Annotated in this window: 18 protein-coding genes; 12 read left to right on the top strand and 6 right to left on the bottom strand. The window is 67.2% G+C overall.

The features are described 5' to 3' along the window. Nucleotides 1–77 precede the first annotated feature (77 nt). Genes thiC through thiE form a run of 7 tightly spaced genes read left to right on the top strand, consistent with a single transcriptional unit; the run spans nucleotide 78 to nucleotide 6,362 of the window. Nucleotides 78–1,955, top strand: a complete 1,878-nt coding sequence (thiC, locus tag B6S44_RS15195; protein ID WP_129157738.1) for a phosphomethylpyrimidine synthase ThiC — start codon at nucleotides 78–80, stop codon at nucleotides 1,953–1,955. 5 nt (nucleotides 1,956–1,960) lie between these two features. Next, the gene (thiO, locus tag B6S44_RS15190; protein ID WP_129157737.1) at nucleotides 1,961–2,962 is read left to right on the top strand and encodes a glycine oxidase ThiO; all 1,002 of its coding nucleotides are present in this window, start codon (nucleotides 1,961–1,963) and stop codon (nucleotides 2,960–2,962) included. Further along, complete coding sequence (gene thiS / locus B6S44_RS15185; RefSeq protein ID WP_129157736.1) at nucleotides 2,931–3,128, top strand: sulfur carrier protein ThiS; 198 nt, start codon at nucleotides 2,931–2,933, stop codon at nucleotides 3,126–3,128. Before thiO ends, thiS begins: the two co-directional genes overlap by 32 nt. A 4-nt stretch (nucleotides 3,129–3,132) precedes the next feature. Beyond that, the gene (locus B6S44_RS15180) at nucleotides 3,133–3,903 is read left to right on the top strand and encodes a thiazole synthase (RefSeq protein WP_129157735.1); all 771 of its coding nucleotides are present in this window, start codon (nucleotides 3,133–3,135) and stop codon (nucleotides 3,901–3,903) included. A gap of 14 nt (nucleotides 3,904–3,917) precedes the next feature. Next, nucleotides 3,918–4,889 carry a HesA/MoeB/ThiF family protein gene (locus B6S44_RS15175; RefSeq protein ID WP_129157734.1) on the top strand — a complete coding sequence of 324 codons (972 nt, stop codon included), beginning with the start codon at nucleotides 3,918–3,920 and terminating at the stop codon, nucleotides 4,887–4,889. A 40-nt stretch (nucleotides 4,890–4,929) separates the two neighbouring features. Beyond that, nucleotides 4,930–5,697, top strand: a complete 768-nt coding sequence (locus B6S44_RS15170; RefSeq protein WP_129157733.1) for a hydroxyethylthiazole kinase — start codon at nucleotides 4,930–4,932, stop codon at nucleotides 5,695–5,697. Continuing rightward, nucleotides 5,694–6,362, top strand: a complete 669-nt coding sequence (thiE, locus tag B6S44_RS15165; protein ID WP_129157732.1) for a thiamine phosphate synthase — start codon at nucleotides 5,694–5,696, stop codon at nucleotides 6,360–6,362. Before B6S44_RS15170 ends, thiE begins: the two co-directional genes overlap by 4 nt. On the opposite strand, the gene B6S44_RS15160 is transcribed toward thiE, so the two are convergent. From B6S44_RS15160 to B6S44_RS15150, 3 genes are all read right to left on the bottom strand, one after another. Next, a complete protein-coding gene (locus tag B6S44_RS15160) occupies nucleotides 6,363–8,048 on the bottom strand; it encodes a hypothetical protein (protein ID WP_129157731.1) in 1,686 nt (561 codons plus the stop codon). A gap of 285 nt (nucleotides 8,049–8,333) precedes the next feature. Next, nucleotides 8,334–9,356, bottom strand: coding sequence for a proline racemase family protein (locus tag B6S44_RS15155; protein ID WP_248309614.1), 1,023 nt, complete (start codon nucleotides 9,354–9,356; stop codon nucleotides 8,334–8,336). Next, nucleotides 9,353–10,531, bottom strand: a complete 1,179-nt coding sequence (locus B6S44_RS15150; RefSeq protein ID WP_129157729.1) for a fumarylacetoacetate hydrolase family protein — start codon at nucleotides 10,529–10,531, stop codon at nucleotides 9,353–9,355. Before B6S44_RS15150 ends, B6S44_RS15155 begins: the two co-directional genes overlap by 4 nt. A 202-nt stretch (nucleotides 10,532–10,733) precedes the next feature. Between B6S44_RS15150 and ugpB the strand changes: the two genes are divergently transcribed. Genes ugpB through B6S44_RS15125 form a run of 5 tightly spaced genes read left to right on the top strand, consistent with a single transcriptional unit; the run spans nucleotide 10,734 to nucleotide 15,685 of the window. Next, nucleotides 10,734–12,050: a sn-glycerol-3-phosphate ABC transporter substrate-binding protein UgpB gene (gene ugpB / locus B6S44_RS15145; RefSeq protein WP_129157728.1), complete on the top strand. Its 1,317-nt coding sequence runs from the start codon at nucleotides 10,734–10,736 to the stop codon at nucleotides 12,048–12,050. Between the two features lie 60 nt (nucleotides 12,051–12,110). Next, a complete protein-coding gene (ugpA, locus tag B6S44_RS15140) occupies nucleotides 12,111–12,992 on the top strand; it encodes a sn-glycerol-3-phosphate ABC transporter permease UgpA (protein ID WP_126114337.1) in 882 nt (293 codons plus the stop codon). Then, nucleotides 12,992–13,750 carry a creatininase family protein gene (locus B6S44_RS15135; protein ID WP_129157727.1) on the top strand — a complete coding sequence of 253 codons (759 nt, stop codon included), beginning with the start codon at nucleotides 12,992–12,994 and terminating at the stop codon, nucleotides 13,748–13,750. Before ugpA ends, B6S44_RS15135 begins: the two co-directional genes overlap by 1 nt. Further along, nucleotides 13,750–14,598, top strand: a complete 849-nt coding sequence (ugpE, locus tag B6S44_RS15130) for a sn-glycerol-3-phosphate ABC transporter permease UgpE (RefSeq protein WP_126114339.1) — start codon at nucleotides 13,750–13,752, stop codon at nucleotides 14,596–14,598. Before B6S44_RS15135 ends, ugpE begins: the two co-directional genes overlap by 1 nt. A 7-nt stretch (nucleotides 14,599–14,605) precedes the next feature. Continuing rightward, the gene (locus B6S44_RS15125) at nucleotides 14,606–15,685 is read left to right on the top strand and encodes a sn-glycerol-3-phosphate import ATP-binding protein UgpC (protein WP_129157726.1); all 1,080 of its coding nucleotides are present in this window, start codon (nucleotides 14,606–14,608) and stop codon (nucleotides 15,683–15,685) included. Between the two features lie 631 nt (nucleotides 15,686–16,316). On the opposite strand, the gene B6S44_RS15120 is transcribed toward B6S44_RS15125, so the two are convergent. The 3 genes from B6S44_RS15120 to B6S44_RS29665 form a co-directional block, all read right to left on the bottom strand. Beyond that, nucleotides 16,317–19,850 carry a molybdopterin cofactor-binding domain-containing protein gene (locus tag B6S44_RS15120; RefSeq protein WP_129157725.1) on the bottom strand — a complete coding sequence of 1,178 codons (3,534 nt, stop codon included), beginning with the start codon at nucleotides 19,848–19,850 and terminating at the stop codon, nucleotides 16,317–16,319. Further along, the gene (locus B6S44_RS15115) at nucleotides 19,847–20,338 is read right to left on the bottom strand and encodes a (2Fe-2S)-binding protein (RefSeq protein ID WP_129157724.1); all 492 of its coding nucleotides are present in this window, start codon (nucleotides 20,336–20,338) and stop codon (nucleotides 19,847–19,849) included. Before B6S44_RS15115 ends, B6S44_RS15120 begins: the two co-directional genes overlap by 4 nt. Before the next feature lie 213 nt (nucleotides 20,339–20,551). Then, nucleotides 20,552–20,742, bottom strand: a 191-nt coding sequence (locus tag B6S44_RS29665; protein WP_206735171.1) for a hypothetical protein, incomplete at its 5' end; no start/stop codon positions are given.

Here is a 20,742-nt window from a genome sequence, read left to right as displayed (position 1 = left end):
ACAAGTGCATCCGCAGACAGCGACTGGACCGTCAGACGCCCCGGATCTCCTGAACCTGAGAGGGAGGAGATCCTAAGATGAACGCTCATACCAAACCCCAGAAGAACAGCGTCAAGGCCGCGCCGCAGACGGTGACGACCGGCCCGATCATCGGCTCACGCAAGATCTATGTCGCGCCGCCCGGGCACCCCGAGATGCGGGTGCCGTTCCGCGAAGTGCAGCTCACCACGGATTCCGAGCCGCCGGTGCGAATCTACGACCCCTCCGGCCCTTTCACCGAGACCGACGTCTCGATCGATCTCAATGCCGGCCTGCCGCAGCCGCGCCGCGCCTGGCTCGACGCCCGCGGTTTCCAGACCGTGCCCGGCCGCGCCGTCACGGCCGCCGACAACGGCCATATCAACGAAGCGCAACTCGTTCCGGCCTGCCCGGCGCAGCGCCCGATCCTGGAAGCGAAGCCCGGCCAGATGGCAACGCAATACGAGTTCGCCAAGGCCGGCATCATCACCCCCGAGATGGTCTACGTCGCGCATCGCGAGAATCTCGGCCGCACCGCCATGCTGGAGGGCGCCAAGGAGCGCCATGCCGACGGCGAGAGCTTTGGCGCCTCGGTTCCCGAGTTTGTCACGCCGGAATTCGTCCGCGACGAGATCGCCCGCGGACGAGCGATCATCCCGGCCAACATCAACCACCCCGAGCTCGAGCCGATGGCGATCGGCCGCAATTTCCTGGTCAAGATCAACGCCAATATCGGCAATTCGGCCGTCACCTCCGGCGCCGCCGAGGAGGTCGAGAAGCTGGTCTGGGCGATCCGCTGGGGCGCCGACACCGTGATGGACCTCTCGACCGGCCGCAACATCCACAACATCCGCTCCTGGATCCTGCGCAACTCGCCGGTGCCGATCGGCACGGTGCCGATCTACCAGGCGCTGGAGAAGGTCGGCGGCGATCCGATCAAGCTCGACTGGGAGGTCTTCAAGGACACACTGATCGAGCAGGCCGAGCAGGGCGTCGACTATTTCACCATCCATGCCGGCGTGCGGCTGCCTTACGTCCCGCTGACGGCATCGCGGGTCACGGGCATCGTCTCGCGCGGTGGCTCGATCATGGCCCGCTGGTGCCTCGCGCATCACAAGGAGAGCTTCCTCTATGAGCGCTTCGACGAGATCTGCGAGATCATGCGCAAATACGACGTCTCGTTCTCGCTCGGTGACGGCCTGCGGCCCGGCTCGATCGCTGACGCCAACGACCGCGCCCAGTTCGCCGAGCTGGAGACGCTGGGCGAGCTGACCAAGACCGCTTGGGACAAGGGCTGCCAGGTGATGATCGAGGGCCCCGGCCATGTGCCGATGCACAAGATCAAGGAGAACATGGACAAGCAGCTGCGCGAATGCGGCGAGGCGCCGTTCTATACGCTGGGACCGCTGACCACCGACATCGCGCCTGGCTATGACCACATCACCTCGGGCATCGGCGCGGCGATGATCGGCTGGTTCGGCTGCGCCATGCTCTGCTACGTCACGCCGAAGGAGCATCTCGGCCTGCCGGATCGCGACGACGTCAAGACCGGCGTCATCACCTACCGGATCGCCGCCCATGCCGCCGACCTCGCCAAGGGCCATCCCGCGGCGAAGATCCGCGACGACGCGGTATCGCGGGCGAGGTTCGACTTCCGCTGGGAGGATCAGTTCAACCTGGCGCTCGATCCGGACACGGCCCGCGCTTTCCACGACGAGACCCTGCCGAAGGATGCCCACAAGGTCGCGCATTTCTGCTCGATGTGCGGGCCCAAGTTCTGCTCGATGAAGATCACCCAGGACCTGCGCGCCGAAGTGCTGGCGATGGGCGACAATGAGCGTGCGGCGCTCCAAGCGATGGCCTCACAGGGCATGGCGGAGAAGTCGGAGGAGTTCCTCAAGAAGGGCGGCAATCTCTATCTGCCGGCGGCGGAGTAGGGACCATGCGCGTTGCTGTGATCGGGGCCGGTGTCGCCGGCCTCGTGACGGCGCTCGAACTGGCCGAGCGGGGCGTCGCGGTCGAGCTGTTCGAACGCGCCGCCGGGCTCGGCGAGCAGGCTTGCTCCTGGTCCGCTGGCGGCATGCTGGCGCCCTGGTGCGAGCGCGAGAGCGCCGAGGAAGCCGTCGTCACCCTGGGCCGGCAGGCGCTCGACTGGTGGCCGCGCCATTATCCCGGCACGCTCGCCCATGGCACGCTCGTGCTTGCCCCGGCCCGCGATGCCGGCGAGCTGACGCGTTTTTCCGCACGGACGAGCGGCTTCGAGCGGCTCGATGCCGACGGCGTTGCCGCGCTGGAGCCCGATCTCGCCGGCCGCTTCCGGCAGGGCCTGTTCTTCGCGCAAGAGGCTCATCTCGACCCGCGCCTGGCCATGGCGGCGCTGGCGCAGGCGCTTCAGGCAGCCGATGTGCCGATCCAATATGGCGTCGAGGCTGACGAGGCGGCGCTCGATGCCGATCGCATCGTCGATTGCCGTGGTCTCTCCGCCCGCGACCGTCTGGGCGCTTTGCGTGGCGTGCGTGGCGAGATGCTGGTGCTGCGCACCAATGAGATCAGCCTGAGCCGTCCGGTGCGGCTGCTGCATCCGCGCATCCCGCTCTATGTCGTGCCGCGCGCCGACGGGCATTTCATGATCGGCGCGACGATGATCGAGAGCGATGATCGCAGCCGTGTCAGCGCCCGCTCGGCGATCGAATTGCTCAGCGCCGCTTATGCGCTGCATCCGGCCTTCGGCGAGGCCGAAATCGTCGAGCTGCGCGCCGATGTCCGCCCGGCCTTTCCCGACAATCTTCCCCGCATCGTCGAGGATGGCCGGGTCCTGCGTTTCAACGGCCTTTTCCGCCACGGTTTCCTGCTCTCGCCGGCCCTGGCCCGGCAGGCGGCCGATCGTCTCCTCGCATCCCAGGAGCTGTCCGATGCAGATCATCGTCAACGGCGACACGCGTGAGGTCGCCACCCCGATCCTGGCCGAGGCGCTGGCAGAGCTGGGCTATGCCGGCACAGTCGTCGCCACGGCCGTGAACGAGACCTTCGTGTCCGCAACTGCACGGGCGCAGACGATTCTCGCAGACGGCGATCGGCTCGAGATCCTCGCGCCGATGCAGGGAGGCTGAGGCGATGGATTTCTATGGTTTCACCCCACGCTCGCGCCTCTTTTTGGGCACGGCGCAATATCCCTCGCCGGCCGTGCTGCAGCGGGCGGTCGAGACGGCCGGCGTCGATGTCGTCACGGTCTCGCTGCGCCGCGAGGCCGGCCGGCTCGGCGGCGGCCAAGATTTCTGGGCGCTGATCCGTGGCCTTGGCGTCAAAGTGCTGCCTAATACGGCCGGCTGCCATTCGGTCAAGGAAGCGGTGACGACGGCGCAGATGGCGCGCGAGGTCTTCGGCACGCCCTGGATCAAGCTGGAGGTGATCGGCGAGGCCGACACGCTCCAGCCCGATGTGTTCGGTCTGGTCGAGGCGGCGCGCATCCTCTGCGCCGAGGGTTTCGAGGTCTTCCCCTACATGACCGAGGATCTCGTCGTGGCCGAGCGGCTGGTCGAGGCCGGCTGCCGGGTGCTGATGCCCTGGGGCGCGCCGATCGGCACCGGCAAGGGCTTGAACAACCCTTACGGCCTGCGGGCGCTGCGGGCGCATTTCCCCGATATCCCGCTCGTCGTCGATGCCGGGATCGGTCTGCCCTCGCATGCGGCCGCGGCGATGGAACTCGGCTATGACGCCGTCCTCCTGAACACCGCGGTGGCGAAAGCCGGCGATCCGGCAGCGATGGCCGCCGCCTTCGCCCGGGCGGTCGAGGCCGGGCGCCTCGCCTTCGAAGCCGGGCCGATGGAGCCGCGCGACATGGCCGCGCCTTCAACCCCGGTGCTCGGCCGGGCCTTGCTGGGATGATGCGGGAGGAAGCCATGACCGATCGCTATGTCCGCCAGATGGTACTGCCGGAGGTCGGCCCCGAGGGGCAGGCACGGCTGGCCCGCGCCAGCGTCCTCGTCGTCGGCGCCGGCGGGCTCGGCTGCCCCGTGCTGTCCTATCTCGCCGGCGCCGGCATCGGCCGATTGCTGCTGATCGATCCCGACCGGGTCGAGGAAAGCAATCTGCACCGCCAGCCGCTCTACCGGATGAGCGATGTCGGTCGGCCCAAGGTCGAGGCGGCGCGTGAGGCGCTCGCCGCGTATAATCCCGGTGTGGAGGTCGAGGCCTTGGCACTCAGGCTCGCGCCCGACAATGCCGCGGAGCTGGTGGCGCGTGCCGATATCGTCGTCGATGCCGCCGACAGTTTCGCCGCGACCTATGTTCTGAGCGATGCCTGCCGCGATGCCGGCAAACCGCTGGTCAGCGCCTCGATCGCCGGCCTTTCCGGCTATGTCGGCGCTTTCTGCGGTGGTGGGCCGAGCTACCGCGCGGTCTTCCCGGAAATGCCGGCCCGCGCCGCCGATTGCGCCACGGCCGGCGTGCTCGGCCCGGCGGTCGCCAGCCTCGGCCTGCTGCAGGCGCAGATGGCCTTGCTGCTGGCGCTGGGCCTTGAGCCATCTCCGCTCGGCCGAGTGATCAGCTTCGACGCGCGCCGCCTCGCCTTCGGCGGCTTCTCCTTCGCCGCGGCACAGGAACCGCTCGCCGGCTCCTTCCGCTTCATCGCGCCGTCGCAGCTCTCAGCCGGCGACATCGTGGTCGAGCTGCGCGGCGTCGAGGAGGCGCCCGTGGCAGCTGCGCCCGATGCCATCAGGCTCGCGGTCGATGAGATCGATCGGCTATCGCTGGATGAAACCGACGGCCGACGCATCGTGCTCTGCTGCCGCAGTGGTATCAGGGCGGCGCGCGCCGCCGGTAAGCTTGCAGCGCGTGGCGTCAGCGATCTGGCCCTGATGGCGCTAGGCTAGTTTCTTTCCCATATCCCTTGGCGAGCCCAATGGAGACGAGATGACGAGCGACACTACCGAGATCATGCCGGCGCGGACCTTGCAGCCGCAGGAGGTCGCCTCCGTCCTCGCCCGTGTGGCGCAGAGCCGTCCGCGGGTGCAGTGCCTGACCAATACGGTGGCGCAGAACATCACCGCCAACATGCTGCTCGCCTTCGGCGCGATCCCCTCGATGGCGATCCATGTCGACGAGGTCGCGGCGATGGCGGAAGGTGCAGGCGCGATCCTGATCAATATCGGCACGATCAATGCCGAGAGCGAGCTCGCCATTCCCAAGCTGCTCGAAGTGGCGCGCGACCGCGGCAAGCCTGTCGTCTTCGATCCGGTCTTCGTCGAGCTCTCGCCGCTGCGCCGGCACATCGCTGGCGAGGTACTGCGCCTGCCCGATATTCTCGTACGCGGTAACGCCACCGAGATGGCGGCGCTCGCCGTCGATCTCGCCGCCGCGCAGGGTGTCACCCGCGTCACCACCGGCAAGGTCGACCGGATCGAGAGCGGCACGGCGAACTTCTCCGTCGCGCATGGCCACCCGCTGATGACCAGGGTCACCGGCATCGGTTGCGCCGCTGGTGCGCTGATCGCGGCTTGCTGCGCCGTCGAGGCCGACAAGGCGGTCGCGGCGGCAGCGGCCTTGACCGCCTATGGCATTGCCGGCGAAATCGCGTCCGAGCGCTGCCGCGGCCCCGGCAGCTTCGAGGTCGAGCTGATCGATGCGGTCGCTGCGATGGACGCGGCGACGCTGGCTGCACGAATGGAAACCGGACGATGAGCGTCGACATCACCCTCTACGGCATCGTCGATCCCCAGATCGCCAATGGCCGCTCCATGGCCGATATGGCGCGCGCGGCAGTCGAAGGCGGTGCGACGCTGATCCAGCTTCGCGCCAAGACCGAGACGACGCGCGAGATGGTGCGCGAGGCGCGCGCCATCCGCTCGGCCCTGCACGGCACCAATGTGCCCTTGCTGATCAACGATCGCGTCGACGTCGCACTCGCCTCGGGCGCCGACGGCGTCCATCTCGGCGCCGACGACATGAAGCTGGTCGATGCCCGCCGCCTGCTCGGGCCGCGCGCCATCATCGGCGCGACGCTGAAGCATGAGGGTGAACTGCCCGAGCTCGCCTCCGCGAAAATCGACTATGCCTGTATCGGCGGCGTCTTCCCGACAGCGCACAAGGACAATGCCGACGCGCCGCTCGGGCTGGACGGGCTCTTGAACTTGCGCCAGGCGGCTGCGCGCGTGCTCGGTGCCTTGCCGGTCGGCGCCATCGCCGGCATCACCGCCGCCAATGCCGGCTCGGTCATTGCAGCGGGGGCCGATGGCGTCGCCGTGATCGGATCGCTGTTCGGCGGTGACGACATTGCGGCCGCGGCGCGCGATCTCAGGCTTTCGATCGAGACCGCCCTGTCGCAGCGGGTCACCGCGAGCCCCTGATCAGGGCTTCAGATACATGTCCCAGCAGGGCGCCAGCGCGACCTTGCTGCGACCTTCGAGCGTCTGGGCGAAGTGCTTGAAGATCGTTGCGCGGATCGAGGTCAGCGGGCATTTCGGCGCCAGGATCGCATCGGTCCGGTGCAGGCTCTCGATCATCTGCGCTTCGAGCTGCGGATTGCTCCGTTTCGGATCGATGCCGATCGGGACATGGCGCGGTGGCCGGCGATCGAGCAGGCGGTTCATGATGTCGACGAAGTCGAGGGTGAAGACGCCGTTGAGCTCGCGCCTGTTGGCATGCTCCCAGGCCTTGATCGCCGCTATGCCCTGCTCGACCTCGAGCAGCCAGATCGCGTGGTGGTCGATCTCGGAGTACAGCGTGACCGAAGGCTTCTGCCCGGTCGCGGCGAGATCGGCATAAGCTGGCTGATGCCTGGCGTAGTGCTGCAGCATGATCGGAGCCCGCTCGGCGATCTCGGGCTTGACGCTGACCCGGCCGAGCTTGCCGACATTGTCAACCGCGAGCGGCAAATAGGTCGGCGCGCCGAGGGCGGCTCGGGCGCTGCGCTCGATGAAGTTCACGGCGGAAGGCGCCGCGACGACGCAGATCAGCAGCATCACCACTGGCCGCAGGCTGTCGTTGCGCCGGCGCCAGTCGAGCAGGAGCACGAGCAGGATCGGCCAGAGCCCGATGAATTCGAGGCTTCCGGTGTTCTGCGTCTCGAAGAAGGTCAGCGCCAGTAGGCCGATTGCGAGCCAACCCACCGGCGAGATGGCAAGCTCGCGCAGCCAGGACAGGAGGCCCGCCGGCCTCGCCTGCCAGGACGAGTAGACGAGCAGGCCGATAAGCACGAGCGTCGGTCCGACGACCTCGAACTTGAACGAGGCAACGGTGAGGAACCGCGGCAGCAGCGCGCCGGTGTTGAGCTTCAGCAGGGTCAGGATGTCGTCGATATAAGCCCGGATCAGCCCGCCACTCGCAAGATCGACAATGGCGAGCGCGCCGATCACAGCGACAGCGGCGAGGCAGGCGTCGCGCAGGCGCATCCGGGCGGTGAGGACGGCGTAACCGACCAGCATCACCCCAGCGACAGCGCCGGTGACCTTGACCAGGAACAGCGTCAGCATCAGCGCTGCGACGAGCCAAATCGTCAGCGCCCGCTCGCGCACGAACATCAGCACGGCGATCAGGATGTAGAGCAGCAGCGCGACGTGCCGGTTGTAATGGCCGTAGCCGTCGAAGCCCGGCAGCGGATAGACCTCGTGCAGGTTGATTGGCAGCGAAGCGAAGAGCAGGAAGGGTAAAAGCAGCGCCAGCGCGAGCCCTCGCGAATGCTGAGCGACATGAAAGACGAGGATCGCGAGCAACGGCAGCGCGATCGGCAGCAGGCTCCAATTCGCGGCCAGGAGCGGGTGGGCATTCGGAAACAGTCGGTCAAGGCCGGCGACGAGGTAGTAGCCGAGCGGGCCGACCGGGGCGAAGAAGTCGATGTTCGGAACCTGACCTTCGCGGATGCGCTGGGCTGCGTCGAGATAGACCGCCGTGTCCCAGTAATACGACCCGAGCGGCAGGCGCAGCGGCAGCAGCAGGCCAGCGAGGACGAAAGCGAGGAAGGCTGCGAGCCAGATCGCCGGACCGGCCCAGGGGCGTGCGGCGACGAGCACCTTCGCAGCTGTTGCAGCGGCCATTCGGTCCGGGCTCGCATCCATGGTTCGTTCCAGCGTCACGCACGGCAAAGTAGCAGCAGAATCTTACCGTGCTCCTTCTGGGCAAGATGAAAAGCGGGTTTACCTCGACGGGGAAGCTTGGCTTTCTCCGGAAATTGCGAGGCTATACCGATGCCGAGTTGGCATTCGCTGGAGCCGCGCGGCGGGCCACGATTCTCTGCGTCTTTATGATGGGTGGGACAATATGGCACCGCCATCCGCGCTGGCGCGAGATCCCTGAACTTTCGTCAGCCGGAGTGAGCCGGCTCATGAGCTTTCGATCTCGGCGAAGCGCTTCGGCAGGACAAAGCCGTGGCCGAGCGGGTCGTCCGCCTCGATGACGAAGCTGCCTTCGCCGGAAAGATGTCCGCGGCCGCCGACCTCGACCGTGACCGCGCCTGCTGCCGGGAAATCGACCGGGCCGATCACCTTGCCGGTGAAGGCGCCGCCGGTGATGCTGCGGATCCTGCGGCTCTGGCCGGCGGAGATCAGCCCCTTGGCGTGGTCGAGCGCCATCCGGGCGGTGACGCCCGAACCGGTCGGCGAGCGGTCGATCTGGCGCTCGGCGAAGACGCAGAGATTGAAGCTGTCCTCATTCGGCCCGGCCTCGTCGGTGACGATCGTGCCATAGAGGAAGCCGAGATCGGGCTCAGTCGGATGTGTGATCGAGACGCTCGCCCGGACCTGGTCGGTCAGCGCGCCCGCCGCCGCGACGATCTCCTCGACCGGCGTCTGCATCAGGTCGAGCCCGAAGCGCGAGGCTGGCAGGATGCAGTAATAGGCGCCGCCATAGGCGATGTCGGTGGTGACATCGCCATAGCCGGGCACCGGAACCACGAGGTCGCGTGCCTCGACGAAGGCCGGGACGCTCTCGAAGCTGACCGCGTCGACCTTGCCATCAGCAACCTCGCAGGCAAGGCGCAGCAGGCCGCACGGCGCCTCGATGGCGAAGCGGGTCACCGGCTCGGTCGCCCTCACCAGCCCCTGTTCGATCGCATAGCGGCCGAGGGCGATGGTCGCGTGACCGCACATGGTCGAATAGCCCTCGTTGTGCGTGAACAGCACGCCGAAGGCCGCCTCGGGATGGCTCGCCGCGACCGGAATGACGCCGTACATGCCGTCATGCCCGCGCGGCTCCAGCATCATCGCGCGTCGCAGGTGATCGTAGCGCTCGCGGGCCTGCCGGCGCTTGTCGAGAATGGTCGCGCCGGCGAGCGCGGGATAGCCCGAGGCGACGATGCGCACCGGCTCGCCACAGGTGTGGTAGTCGATGTAGCTCAGGCGCGTCACAGCAGCCCGCGCTTGGCGAGGTTGCGCATCAGATGCGAGGCGCCGAAGCGCCAGGGCTCGCATTCGTCGGTGCGGCGCATCCGGTTGACCAGCGCGCCGAGCTCGGGCGCGGCGATGGTGACGATGTCGCCATATTTATGGGTGAAGCCGCCGCCGGGCGCATCGCGGTCCTTGATCGGCGCGAACATGGTGCCGAGATAGAGCACCGCCCCGTCCGGATATTGATGGTGCGGGCCGAGCATCTGCGCGGCGAGATCGGCCGGGTCGCGGCTGATCATGGCGATCGAGGACGAGCCCTCAAGCGTGAAGCCGTCCTCGCCCTCAACGGCGAGGCTCACCGTCGTCTTGCGGACATGATCGAGCGAGAAATCGCCATCGAAGAAGCGGATGAACGGGCCGATGGCGGCGGCCGCATTGTTGTCCTTGGCCTTGCCCAGCAGCAGCGCCGAGCGGCCCTCAAAGTCGCGCAGATTGACGTCGTTGCCGAGGCTGGCGCCCACGATCCGGCCGTCCGAGGCGACGACGAGCACGATCTCCGGCTCGGGGTTGTTCCAGCTCGAACCCGGGTGCAGCCCGGCGTCGGCGCCGGTGCCGACCGCCGACATCGGCGGCGCCTTGGTGAAGATCTCGGCGTCCGGCCCGATGCCGACCTCGAGATACTGGCTCCAGCTGTTCTGGGCGATCAGCACCTCCTTCAGCTTCATCGCCTCGGGCGAGCCGGGCTTGAGCTTGGAGAGGTCGTCGCCGATCAGTTTTCCGATCTCGGTCCGGATCTCGGCGGCGGCGGCCGGGTTGCCGCGCGCCTTCTCCTCGATGACGCGCTCCAGCATCGAAACGGCGAAGGTGACGCCGGCGGCCTTGACCGCCTGCAGGTCGACCGGGGCGAGCAGCCAGGGCTTGCCGTCATTGCGGGAAGTGACCGAGCTGTTGGCGAGGAGATCGGCAAGCGAGCCCAGGCTTTCGCCGTCTGCTGCGCGCAGCGCTATTACCGGATCGGCGGTCTCGCAGAGATCGCGCATGGTCGGAAAAGCCGCGGTGACGTCGATGACCTCGTCGCCCTTGAGCTTGACCACCGACGGCCCGGCGAGTTCCGGCCGCCAGACCCGGCCGGCCAGCGCGGCGCGGTCGGCATCGGCCGGCAGAGTGTTGGCGGGCGTAAGCGAGAGCGAGGGCATGGCTGATCCGGCTGTGTGCAGTGTGCAGGAAGGCTGAGGAGAACAGCCGCTTCCGCGGAAAATCGCAAGTGCGCCGATGCGCGTCCACAACGGGGCAGAAATGTCATCGTTTTGTCATTGAACTGTCGCCCCGGCTTCATGCTAGCTTGCGCACCAACGACAAGAACGCCCGCGCATATCGGGGGCTTAGAGGGAGCTGATCATGACCTTCAAATTGAAGACCCTGACCGCGGTCGGCGCGTTCGCGCTCGCCGCTGCTTCGCCGGCTCTGGCGCAGACCGAGATCCAGTGGTGGCACGCCATGACCGGCGCCAACAACGACGTCGTCGTCAAGCTGGCCGAGGAGTTCAACGCCTCGCAGAAGGACTACAAGGTCGTCGTCGCCTACAAGGGTTCCTACCCCGACACGCTGAACGCCGGCATCGCCGCCTTCCGTGCCGGCAATGCGCCGCACATCATGCAGGTTTTCGAGGTCGGCACCGCGACGATGATGTCGGCTAAGGGTGCGATCAAGCCCGTCGCCGACGTGATGAAGGACGCCGGCGAAAGCTTCGATCCGAAGAGCTATCTGCCGGCGATCACCGGCTACTATTCGACGACGAAGGGCGAGATGCTCTCCTTCCCGTTCAACTCGTCCTCGATGGTGATGTGGTACAACAAGGACGCGCTGAAGAAGGCCGGCCTGCCGGAAGCCCCGCCGAAGACCTGGCCGGAAGTCTTCGAGGCCGCCAAGAAGCTTAAGGCCGCCGGCTTCGACAAATGCGGCTTCTCCACGGCCTGGACGACCTGGGCCAATATCGAGCAGCTCGGCGCCTGGCACAACGTGCCGGTCGGCACCAAGGCCAACGGCTTCGACGGCTTCGACACCGAGTTCCGCATCAATAGCGATCTCTTCGTCAAGCACCTGACCAACCTCGCCAACCTGCAGAAGGAAGGCGTGTTCTCCTATTCCGGCCGCACCAACACCGGCGAGGGCCGCTTCACCTCTGGCGAATGCCCGCTCTTCCTGACCTCCTCGGCCTTCTTCGGCAACGTCAAGGCCAACGCCAAGTTCGACTGGTCGAACGCGCCGATGCCGTATTATCCGGATGTCGCCGGCGCGCCGCAGAACTCGATCATCGGCGGCGCCTCGCTCTGGGTCATGGGCGGCAAGAAGGCCGACGAGTACAAGGGCGTCGCCAAGTTCTTCACCTTCCTCTCGGATGTCGACCGGCAGGTGAAGCTGCACACCGAGTCGGGCTATCTGCCGATCACCAAGGCGGCCTATGAGAAGGTCAAGGCGTCCGGCTTCTACAAGCAGAACCCCTATCTCGAGACCCCGCTGCTGGAGCTCAACAACAAGGAGCCGACCGAAAACTCGCGTGGCGTGCGCTTCGGCGGCCTCGTCCAGATCCGCGACATCTGGTCGGAGGAGATCGAGGCGGCGCTGAACGGCCAGAAAACGCCGAAGGTGGCACTCGACGCGGCCAATGAGCGCGGCAACCAGGCGCTGCGCCAGTTCGAGCGCACCGCGAAGTAAAAGAGACGATCGGGGGCCGGGACGTTTCGTCCCGGCCTTTCTTTCCCGCCGGGCTGGCCGATGCAGAAATATGCTCACTTCAAGGGGCTGACGATCCCGCTGCTGCTGCTCCTGCCGCAGCTCGCGATCACGGTCGTCTTCTTCTACTGGCCGGCGAGCCAGGCTGTCTGGCAGAGCTTCCTGCTGCAGGACGCCTTCGGCATCTCGACCGAGTTCGTCTGGTTCGAGAACTATCGCGATCTGTTCTCCAAGCCGGAATACTACAAGGCGCTGATCAACACCGGCATCTTCTCGGTCTTCGTCGCGCTGCTCTCGCTCTCGCTGGCGCTGCTCTTCGCTGTGATGGCCGACCGGCAGATCCGCGGCGCCGAGATCTACAAGACGCTGCTGATCTGGCCCTATGCCGTCGCGCCCGCCATCGCCGGCGTGCTCTGGATCTTCATGTTCGATCCCTCGCTCGGCATGCTCGCCCGCGGCCTGCAATCGCTCGGTGTCGCCTGGAATCCGCGCCTCAACGGCAATGATGCGATGACGCTGGTCATCCTCGCCGCGACCTGGAAGCAGATCTCCTACAATTTCCTGTTCTTCCTCGCCGGCCTGCAGTCGATCCCGAAGAGCGTGATCGAGGCGGCGGTGATCGATGGTGCCCGCCCGATGCGGCGCTTCTGGACCATCGTCTTCCCGCTACTCTCGCCGACGACCTTCTTCCTGCTCGTCGTCAACCTCGTCTACGTCTTCTTCGACACCTTCGGCATCATCGACACCATCAGCGGCGGCGGCCCTTCGGGCGCAACCGAGACGCTGGTCTACAAGGTCTATTCCGACGGCAAGGGCGGCACCAATCTCGGCGGCTCAGCGGCGCAATCGGTGATCCTGCTGATCATGGTGATCGGCATGACCGCCTTCCAGTTCCGCTTCATCGAGCGCAAGGTGAACTACTGATGGGCTCCGTACTCTGGCAGGAGCTCACCGCCGAGGAGTTGCGCGAGAAGGCGGCGAAGGACGCCGTCGTCGTGCTGCCGGTCGCCTCGATGGAGCAGCACGGCCCGCATCTGCCTGTCGGCGTCGACACCATCCTGTGCGGCGGCGTCTGCAAGCTCGCGGCCGAGCGCGCCGGGGATGTTGACGTCGTCGTCGCGCCGACCCTGTGGTGCGGCATGGCCGAGCACCACATGGCCTTCGGCGGCACCTTCACCTTCGACATCCCGACTTACCGCGCCGTCCTGCTCGCTCTGCTGAAGAGCCTCGAGCGGCACGGCTTCCACCGCGTCGTCATCGTCAACGGCCATGGCGGCAACATCGCCGCGCTCGCCGCCTTCCTGCCGGATTTCGCCCGCGAGACCTCGCTCCAGGTCCGTGCCACCACCTATTTCCTGCTGGCGCAGGAGGCGATGGCGCCGTTCATGGACGATCAGGTCAGCGTATTGCACGCCTGCGAGGTCGAGACCTCGATGATGATGGTGCTGGCGCCGGAGACGGTGCGGCACGAGCGGCTCGCCGAGGCGTTCGGCATGCTGGATGCCGACCTGACGGCGCTGACGCGCCCGACTGTCGGCCGCTACCAGCCTTTTCGCGAGATGACCGAGACCGGCGTGATCGGCGATGCCCGCAAGGCGACGCCGGAGAAGGGCACCGCCTTCCTCGACGCGGCGGCGGATGCGCTGGCGAAGCTTCTGAATGACCGCGGAGGACATGCCTGATGGTCGAGGACCGCCGTCTTGGCGATGCGATCGCCTATGTGATCCTGACGATCGGCGTGCTCATCTGCGCCTTTCCGGTCTGGCTGACCTTCGTCGCCTCGACCTGGGACAACGCCACCATCATCAACGGGCAGCTGCCGCTCTATCCCGGCCCGCATTTCTTCGAGAACTACTACCGCATCCTCTTCGTCGGCACCTCCGGCTCGACCCGCGAGCCGGTGGCGAGCATGATGTTCAACTCCTTCGTGATGGCGATGACGATCGCGCTCGGGAAGATCTTCATCTCGGTGCTCTCGGCCTACGCCATCGTCTATTACCGCTTCCCGTTCCGGATGGCGGCGTTCTGGATCATCTTCGTCACGCTGATGCTGCCGGTCGAGGTCCGCATCTTCCCGACCTTCAAGGTCGTCTCCGATCTCGGCATGCTCGACAGCTATCAGGGCCTGGCCGTGCCGCTGATCGCCTCGGCCACCGGCACGCTGCTGTTCCGGCAGTTTTTCATGACCATCCCGGACGAGCTGCTCGAAGCCTCGAAGATCGATGGCGCCGGCCCGTTCAAGTTCTTCAAGGATACGGTGCTGCCGCTGTCGCTGACGACGATCGCGGCACTGTTCGTCATCCAGTTCATCTATGGCTGGAACCAGTATCTCTGGCCGCTGCTGATCACGACCAAGGACTCGATGCAGACCATCGTCATCGGCATCCGCAAGATGATCACCACCTCCGACGCCCTGACCGAATGGCAGATGGCCATGGCGACCGCCATGCTCGCCATGCTGCCGCCGGTCCTCGTCGTCATCGCCATGCAGAGGCTCTTCGTGAAGGGCCTCGTCGAGACAGAGAAGTAGCCCGCTTATGGCTCAGGTCACGCTGAACAACGTCAAGAAGATCTATGCCGGCGGCGTCGAGGCGGTGAAGGGCGTCTCCTTCGACATCCCCGATGGCGGCTTCTGCGTCCTCGTCGGCCCGTCCGGCTGCGGCAAGTCGACCCTTCTGCGCATGGTCGCCGGGCTCGAGACGATCTCGGCCGGCGAGGTCGCGATCGGCAGCCGCGTCGTCAACCAGGTCGAGCCGGCCGACCGCGACATCGCCATGGTCTTCCAGAACTACGCGCTCTATCCGCATATGAGCGTCTACGACAACATGGCCTATGGCCTGCGCAATCGCGGCACGCCCAAGGACGAGATCGAAAGCCGAGTCGCCGAGGCCGCCCGCATCCTCGCGATCGAGCCCTTCCTGCAGCGCAGGCCGCGCCAGCTCTCGGGCGGCCAGCGCCAGCGCGTCGCCATGGGCAGGGCGATCGTGCGCAAGCCGCAGGTCTTCCTGTTCGACGAGCCGCTCTCCAATCTTGACGCCAAATTGCGCGTGCAGATGCGCGTCGAGATCAAGAAGCTGCAGCGGGCGCTCGGCGTCACCGCGATCTACGTCACCCATGACCAGGTCGAGGCGATGACGCTCTCCGACAAGCTCGTGGTGATGAATGGCGGCCAGGTCGAGCAGATCGGCGTGCCCTCCGAGGTCTACCGCAAGCCGGCGAGCCGCTTCGTCGCCACCTTCATCGGCTCGCCGCCGATGAACCTGTTGGCGGCCAAGGTCGACGGCGCCGGCATCATCGCGCTCGGCGACGCCCTGCTGCAGGCGCGCGACCTGCGCGAGGACTTAGCCGTAGGCACTGCCGTCGAGGTGGGCTTAAGGCCCGAGGACATCGAGATCGCCTCGGAGGGCGCCGCCGGCTCGCTGCCCTTCGATGTCGAGTTCATCGAGGAACTCGGCGCGACCCAGCTCTTCCACGGCCAGCTCGCGGCTAAGCCCTTCGTCATGCAGGCGGCGACCGGCGAGGTCGCGGCGCAGCCCGGCCGGCTCTGGATTTCCGTCGACCCCGACAAGGTCCACGTCTTCGACGCCGAAAGCGGCGTGCGGCTCGGGCGGAGCTGAGAGCGGAGCGCGGGAGCCTCCTCTCCGATTAGCCTCCTTCTCCCCTCGGGGGAGAAGGAAGGCGCCCAAGCGTCATCCCCGCCCGCAGGCTCATGCCGCGGGCGTTCTCGCAATGAGGGGCAGCGGAGCGCCGCGAGGCGCTGGTTTGGTGATCCGCTTCCATTGAGCCAGGAAGCGGCGCGAAGGGATTGAGCCACCCTCCGCACGCCCCGTGGCGCTCCGCCTTCGGCGATTTTAAAGCTCCGGGCCGCGCTTCTTTCGGATCGGCCGCCGATCCCGCCCGCCGCCTTCGCCAGTGTCCCTCATCGGGTCGTCGCGTCGGCGGCCGGGCGGTTGGTCATCGGCGGGCCGCCCAGCTAGCGAGCTCCTCGCGCAGGGATCGTAATGTCCCCAGGTCGGTTCCCGAAACCTCCCGGGAGCGAGGCGCAACCCTCGCCCGCAGGCGCCGCACCCACCCCGCCAAACGACATGCCTCCGGATGGCCGCCCCTCGGGGATGGGATAGCCGCGATTATATGGGAAGTTGGAAGGGCGGGGATAAGGTTGCGGTCTATCCCCGCGGGGCGTGGGAACCGCGACGCGGAACCCCTCTCCCGGATGGGAGAGGGGTTTTCTGTCGAGGATCCTTGCGCCTACTTCCCGGCCTTCCGCGCCCGCGCCACCGCCGCCTCGATCCCCTCCCAGCCTGGCTTCCCGGGCGCAAACCGCCCGCGCAGATAGGCCGCCAGTTCCACCAGCTGCCGGTCGTCGAGCGCCGTCGCGAAGGAGGGCATCGAGCCGATGCCGTGCTGACCGCCTTCGAGCAGCATGTTGACGAGATTGGCGGGCGACGCCGCATGCAGCTTCGACGACAGGCCGAGCGCCGGCCCGGCATTGAGCAGCGGCGCGGCGCGGCCGGTCTCATGGCAGGCGGCGCAGGCGCCCTCATAGAGGCGCGCGACAGGCGAGGTTGCTGGGTTGGCAGCTCGCGCTGTCCGTTGCGCGATATTCGCCGCCAGCGCTTTCGCTTCAGCTGCGGGTAGAGGCTCGTTCAACGAGGCGAGATAGCTCGCCATCGCCCGGATATCGGCGTCGGGCAGTTCCCTGAGCTCGGCAATGACTGGCGCCATCGGCCCCGCCGCCGAGCCATGATGCTGCGAGGTGCCGGTCTTCAGATAGGCGTAGAGCTGCGCCTCGCTCCACGGGATCGGCCCGGCCGAGAGCTTCGTCAGTGCCGGCGCTTCCCAGCCCTCCGCCTCGCCGCCGGCGAGATAGGCGCTGCCGCTCTTCTCGGCGCCCAGCGCATTGCGCGGCGTGTGGCAGGCGCCGCAATGGCCGAGTCCGTCGACGAGATAGCGCCCCCGATTCCATTCGGCCGAGCGGGTCGGATCGGGCTTCAGCTCGCCTTGCCGGTTGAACAGCAGGTTCCAGCCGGCCATGAGCGGGCGCAAGTTGAAGGGGAAAGTGAGCCGGCTTGGCTCGTTCTCCTGCCGCACCGCCGGCTGCGACATCAGGAAGGCATAGAGCGCCTGCAGATCGGCCTCGCTCGCCTTGGCGAAGCTCGGATAGGGGAATGCGGGGTAGAGCTGGCGGCCGTCGCGATGCAGGCCGGCGCGCATCGCGCGTTCGAAGGCGGCATAGGACCAGCTGCCGATGCCGGTCTCGACATCGGGTGTGATGTTGGTGGTCATCACCATGCCGAACGGGGTCGGCAGGGCGAGCCCGCCGGCGTAAGCGCTGCCGTCCTTAGCCGTATGGCAGACCGCGCAGGCGCCGAGCGCCGCAAGCTGGCGACCGCGCTCGATCGTCGCCGCCGACCAGGTCGATGGTTCCGGCCGGGCGATCGGCGCGATCGACGGCGCAAAAGCGAACGAGACGGCGGCGAAGCTCGCGGCGCCCGCCACAGCGGCGCCAAGCTTGCTCCACCAGGGCAGGCGCCTGTCCGGCTCGCGCGGCGGCGCCTTCAATAGCGGTGTCCCGTTGAGGCCGGCGAGCACCCGCTCCGGTGTCAGCGGCAATTCGCGGAAGCGCACCCCGGTCGCGTCAAAGACGGCGTTTACGATTGCCGCCGCGCTCGGGACGGAAGCCGACTCACCCGCGCCCATCGGCGGCAGATGCTGCCGGTCCATCAGCATGACGTCGATCGCCGGCAATTCCGGGAAGGTCAGCACCGGATAGGAGCCCCAGTCGCGGCTGGCGACGGCGGTGGTCTGCGAGAACGTCACCTCCTCGCGCAGCACCCGGCTGGTCGATTGCAGGACGTTGCCGTGAATCTGGTGCGTCACCCCGGCGGGATTGACCATCATGCCGGTGTCCTGGCCGACGGTGACGCGGGAGACGGTGACCTCGCCGGTCGCGCGGTTGACCGCGACATCGGCGACCCAGGCCGCCCAGGCGGCGGCGACGCCCGGCCAGTTGCCATGGACATAGCGCGCCTGGGCGAAGCCGCGCCCGCGCAGGATGTCGCCATCGGCCTCCATGCGCGGGCCGACATGCGGCTGCCAGTTCGCCCGCTCGGCGGTCGCCCGCGTCAATTCAGCGGCGCGCTCGTCATTGATGTGGCGCAGCCGGAATTCGACGGGGTCGACGCCGGCCTCATGCGCGAGCTCGTCGATATAGCTCTCATGGGCGAAGACGTTCGGCATGGCCGAGACGCCGCGCAGCCAGGACGCCCGCACGATCGGCGGCATGTCATAGGCCGTCAATCGCATGTTCTCGTAGGTGTAGGACGGCACCGCGGTGCGATCGCCCATCCTGAGCGCCGCCGGCTGGTTCGGGATGCGTCCGGTCAGCAGCAGCGCCAGGGTCGGGGCGGCGTTCGACGGGTACCAGGTGTGGAAGTCATAGGCTTTCAGCGAGCCGCCCGGCCCGAGCCCGCCCTTGATGTCGATCAGCTGGGCCGCGCCCTTCGGCTCCCAGAGATGCTCCTGCTCGCGGGTGAGCTGGACACGCACCGGCCCCCCCACCGCGCGCGCGAGCAGAACCGCGTCGGCGACGACATCGTCGGCGCAGTTGCGGCCATAGCAGCCGGCGGCCTCGAAGCGGATGACGTCGATCCGCTCCTTCGGCAGGCCGGTCAGCACGGAAAGGTCGTTCTGCAGCGGATAGGGGTTCTGGCTGCCGGTCCAGACGGTGATCCCGTCCTCGCGCACATCGGCGACGGCGCAGGACGGGCCGATCGAGCCATGCATGTGGTAGGGCCAGACATAGGTGCGGTCGAGCCGCGTCTCGAGGCTCTCCAGTGCCGCTTCGACATCGCCCTCCTCCGCGAGGAGGCGCGGCGTCGAGGGGTGGGTGCGCAGCGCCTGCCCGAGATCGGAGAGGTCGGGCGGCGTGAAGTCGCGCCATTGCGTCCTAAGCTTCAAGGCAGCTTCCGCCGCCCATTCCTCACGCTCGGCGACGATGCCGATGAAGTCGCCCTCGACCACGACCGCGCGGACTCCGGGCACATCGGCGATCGAGTCGCGATCGACCGAGATCAGGCTCCTGCCGACGAAGTCGCCGACATCCATGCCGGCATAGGGCGGGCGCACCACCCGGCCATGCAGCATGCCGGGCACGCGGACATCATGGACATAGGCAAAGCTGCCGGTGACCTTGGCCGGAATGTCGACACGGGCGACCGACCGGCCGACGAGCTTGTGCTGATCGACCTGCTTGAATTCGGCGCTTTCAGCCAACGGCAACAGGATGCGCTCATTGGCGAGCAGTGTGTCGAGGGCGATGGCGGGCGCCGCCTCACCCCTGCGCGAGATCACGCCATCGCTTAGCGCGATCTCGTCCTCGCCGCAGCTGAGCGCCGCGGCTGCGAGGGTGATCAATCTGGCCCGGATCTGCGTCGCCGCGATCCGTATCGCCAGCGAGGTGACCTGGATCGTCTCGCTGGCGATGGTCGGCCCCTGATCGGGCGTCTCGGCGGTGTCGCCGAGCACCATCTCGACGGCGGCGAACGGGAAATCCAGCTCTTCCGCCACCATCTGGGCGAGGGCGGTGCGGATGCCGGTGCCGAGATCGACATGGCCGTTGAAGGCGAGGACGCGGCCTTCCGCCGTCAGGCAGACATGCAGGTCGAGCCCGTCCTCAGGCGCGGCATCGGCCGGGGCGCACTTGCGCGGCGCCACCACACCGATCACGCCGCCGCGTTTCAGCAGCGTCTTGCGCGAGAGGGGAGCAGCCGGCTCGCTCATGATGTGGTCGCGTCCTGCCGGCCGCGCTCGGCAGCGAGCATCACGGCCTTGACGATCTCGACATGGGTGCCGCAGCGGCAAAGATTATGGCGCAGCGCCTCGCGCACCTCGGTCTCGCTAGGGTCAGGGCGAACATCGAGGAAGGCCTTCGCCGTCATCACCATGCCGGCGATGCAGTAGCCGCATTGCGCGGCCTGCGCATCAATGAAGGCCTGCTGCAGCGGGTGCGGCGCCTCGACGCTGCCGAGCCCTTCGAGCGTGACGATTTCACGATCCGCCGCCAGCCTGACCGGCAGGGCGCACGCGCGCGCCGCCTGGCCGTCGATCAGCACCGTGCAGGCGCCACATTCGCCAAGGCCACAGCCGAATTTCGGGCTGTTGAGTGCAAGATCGTTGCGCAGGAAGAAGAGCAGCGGCGTCTGGGCTTCGCCCTCGACCTCATGGCTCGCGCCGTTGACGCGAAGCGCAAAGCGCCGCGTCGCCCTCATGGCTCGCCCAGGCGGGGCGAGGCGCGCCTGTTCATCCTGATCGTCACGGCCACCGAGATCGTTCGTATACGAATGAGAATAATGACAAAGCGAAGTGGGCTGCAAGCGGGATTTCAGCGGCGGAGGCACGCCGTGCCGCCGCAACGCGACCTGAGCGAGAAAGGCGCGGGGAACCCTCTCCTGTAAGGAGAGGGCAGGGTGAGGTGTAGGTGGTCAGACCAGTTTCGCAATCGCCAACCCCGCGGTCGGGTTCAGGCCAACGTTTTCAGTCCGAACACCTTGTAACTCTGATTTTGCCTCATCTGCTACACTGGCGGGTGCGGTGGCAGGCGGAAGACCGACGACCCTCAGGGACAGCAAGCCCGTGGGTGAGCCAGGGTCTTCGCCTGCCGATCCATCGACCC

The sequence above is a fragment of the Allobosea sp. Tri-44 genome (assembly GCF_004123845.1).
GTDB lineage: Bacteria > Pseudomonadota > Alphaproteobacteria > Rhizobiales > Beijerinckiaceae > Allobosea.
The sequence above is the reverse complement of the archived record's forward strand: the minus strand, read 5'-3'. Positions and strand labels throughout refer to the sequence as shown.

What these genes read in the sequence shown, in the direction of transcription:
- B6S44_RS15120 (WP_129157725.1), bottom strand. Translation starts at nt 19,850, where the DNA reads ATGAGCGAGCCGGCTGCTCCCCTCTCGCGCAAGACGCTGCTGAAACGC.
- ugpE (WP_126114339.1), top strand. Translation starts at nt 13,750, where the DNA reads ATGGTCGAGGACCGCCGTCTTGGCGATGCGATCGCCTATGTGATCCTG.
- B6S44_RS15160 (WP_129157731.1), bottom strand. Translation starts at nt 8,048, where the DNA reads ATGGCCGCTGCAACAGCTGCGAAGGTGCTCGTCGCCGCACGCCCCTGG.
- ugpA (WP_126114337.1), top strand. Translation starts at nt 12,111, where the DNA reads ATGCAGAAATATGCTCACTTCAAGGGGCTGACGATCCCGCTGCTGCTG.
- B6S44_RS15135 (WP_129157727.1), top strand. Translation starts at nt 12,992, where the DNA reads ATGGGCTCCGTACTCTGGCAGGAGCTCACCGCCGAGGAGTTGCGCGAG.
- ugpB (WP_129157728.1), top strand. Translation starts at nt 10,734, where the DNA reads ATGACCTTCAAATTGAAGACCCTGACCGCGGTCGGCGCGTTCGCGCTC.
- B6S44_RS15180 (WP_129157735.1), top strand. Translation starts at nt 3,133, where the DNA reads ATGGATTTCTATGGTTTCACCCCACGCTCGCGCCTCTTTTTGGGCACG.
- thiO (WP_129157737.1), top strand. Translation starts at nt 1,961, where the DNA reads ATGCGCGTTGCTGTGATCGGGGCCGGTGTCGCCGGCCTCGTGACGGCG.
- thiS (WP_129157736.1), top strand. Translation starts at nt 2,931, where the DNA reads ATGCAGATCATCGTCAACGGCGACACGCGTGAGGTCGCCACCCCGATC.
- B6S44_RS15150 (WP_129157729.1), bottom strand. Translation starts at nt 10,531, where the DNA reads ATGCCCTCGCTCTCGCTTACGCCCGCCAACACTCTGCCGGCCGATGCC.
- B6S44_RS15175 (WP_129157734.1), top strand. Translation starts at nt 3,918, where the DNA reads ATGACCGATCGCTATGTCCGCCAGATGGTACTGCCGGAGGTCGGCCCC.
- B6S44_RS15125 (WP_129157726.1), top strand. Translation starts at nt 14,606, where the DNA reads ATGGCTCAGGTCACGCTGAACAACGTCAAGAAGATCTATGCCGGCGGC.
- B6S44_RS15115 (WP_129157724.1), bottom strand. Translation starts at nt 20,338, where the DNA reads ATGAGGGCGACGCGGCGCTTTGCGCTTCGCGTCAACGGCGCGAGCCAT.
- thiE (WP_129157732.1), top strand. Translation starts at nt 5,694, where the DNA reads ATGAGCGTCGACATCACCCTCTACGGCATCGTCGATCCCCAGATCGCC.
- thiC (WP_129157738.1), top strand. Translation starts at nt 78, where the DNA reads ATGAACGCTCATACCAAACCCCAGAAGAACAGCGTCAAGGCCGCGCCG.
- B6S44_RS15170 (WP_129157733.1), top strand. Translation starts at nt 4,930, where the DNA reads ATGACGAGCGACACTACCGAGATCATGCCGGCGCGGACCTTGCAGCCG.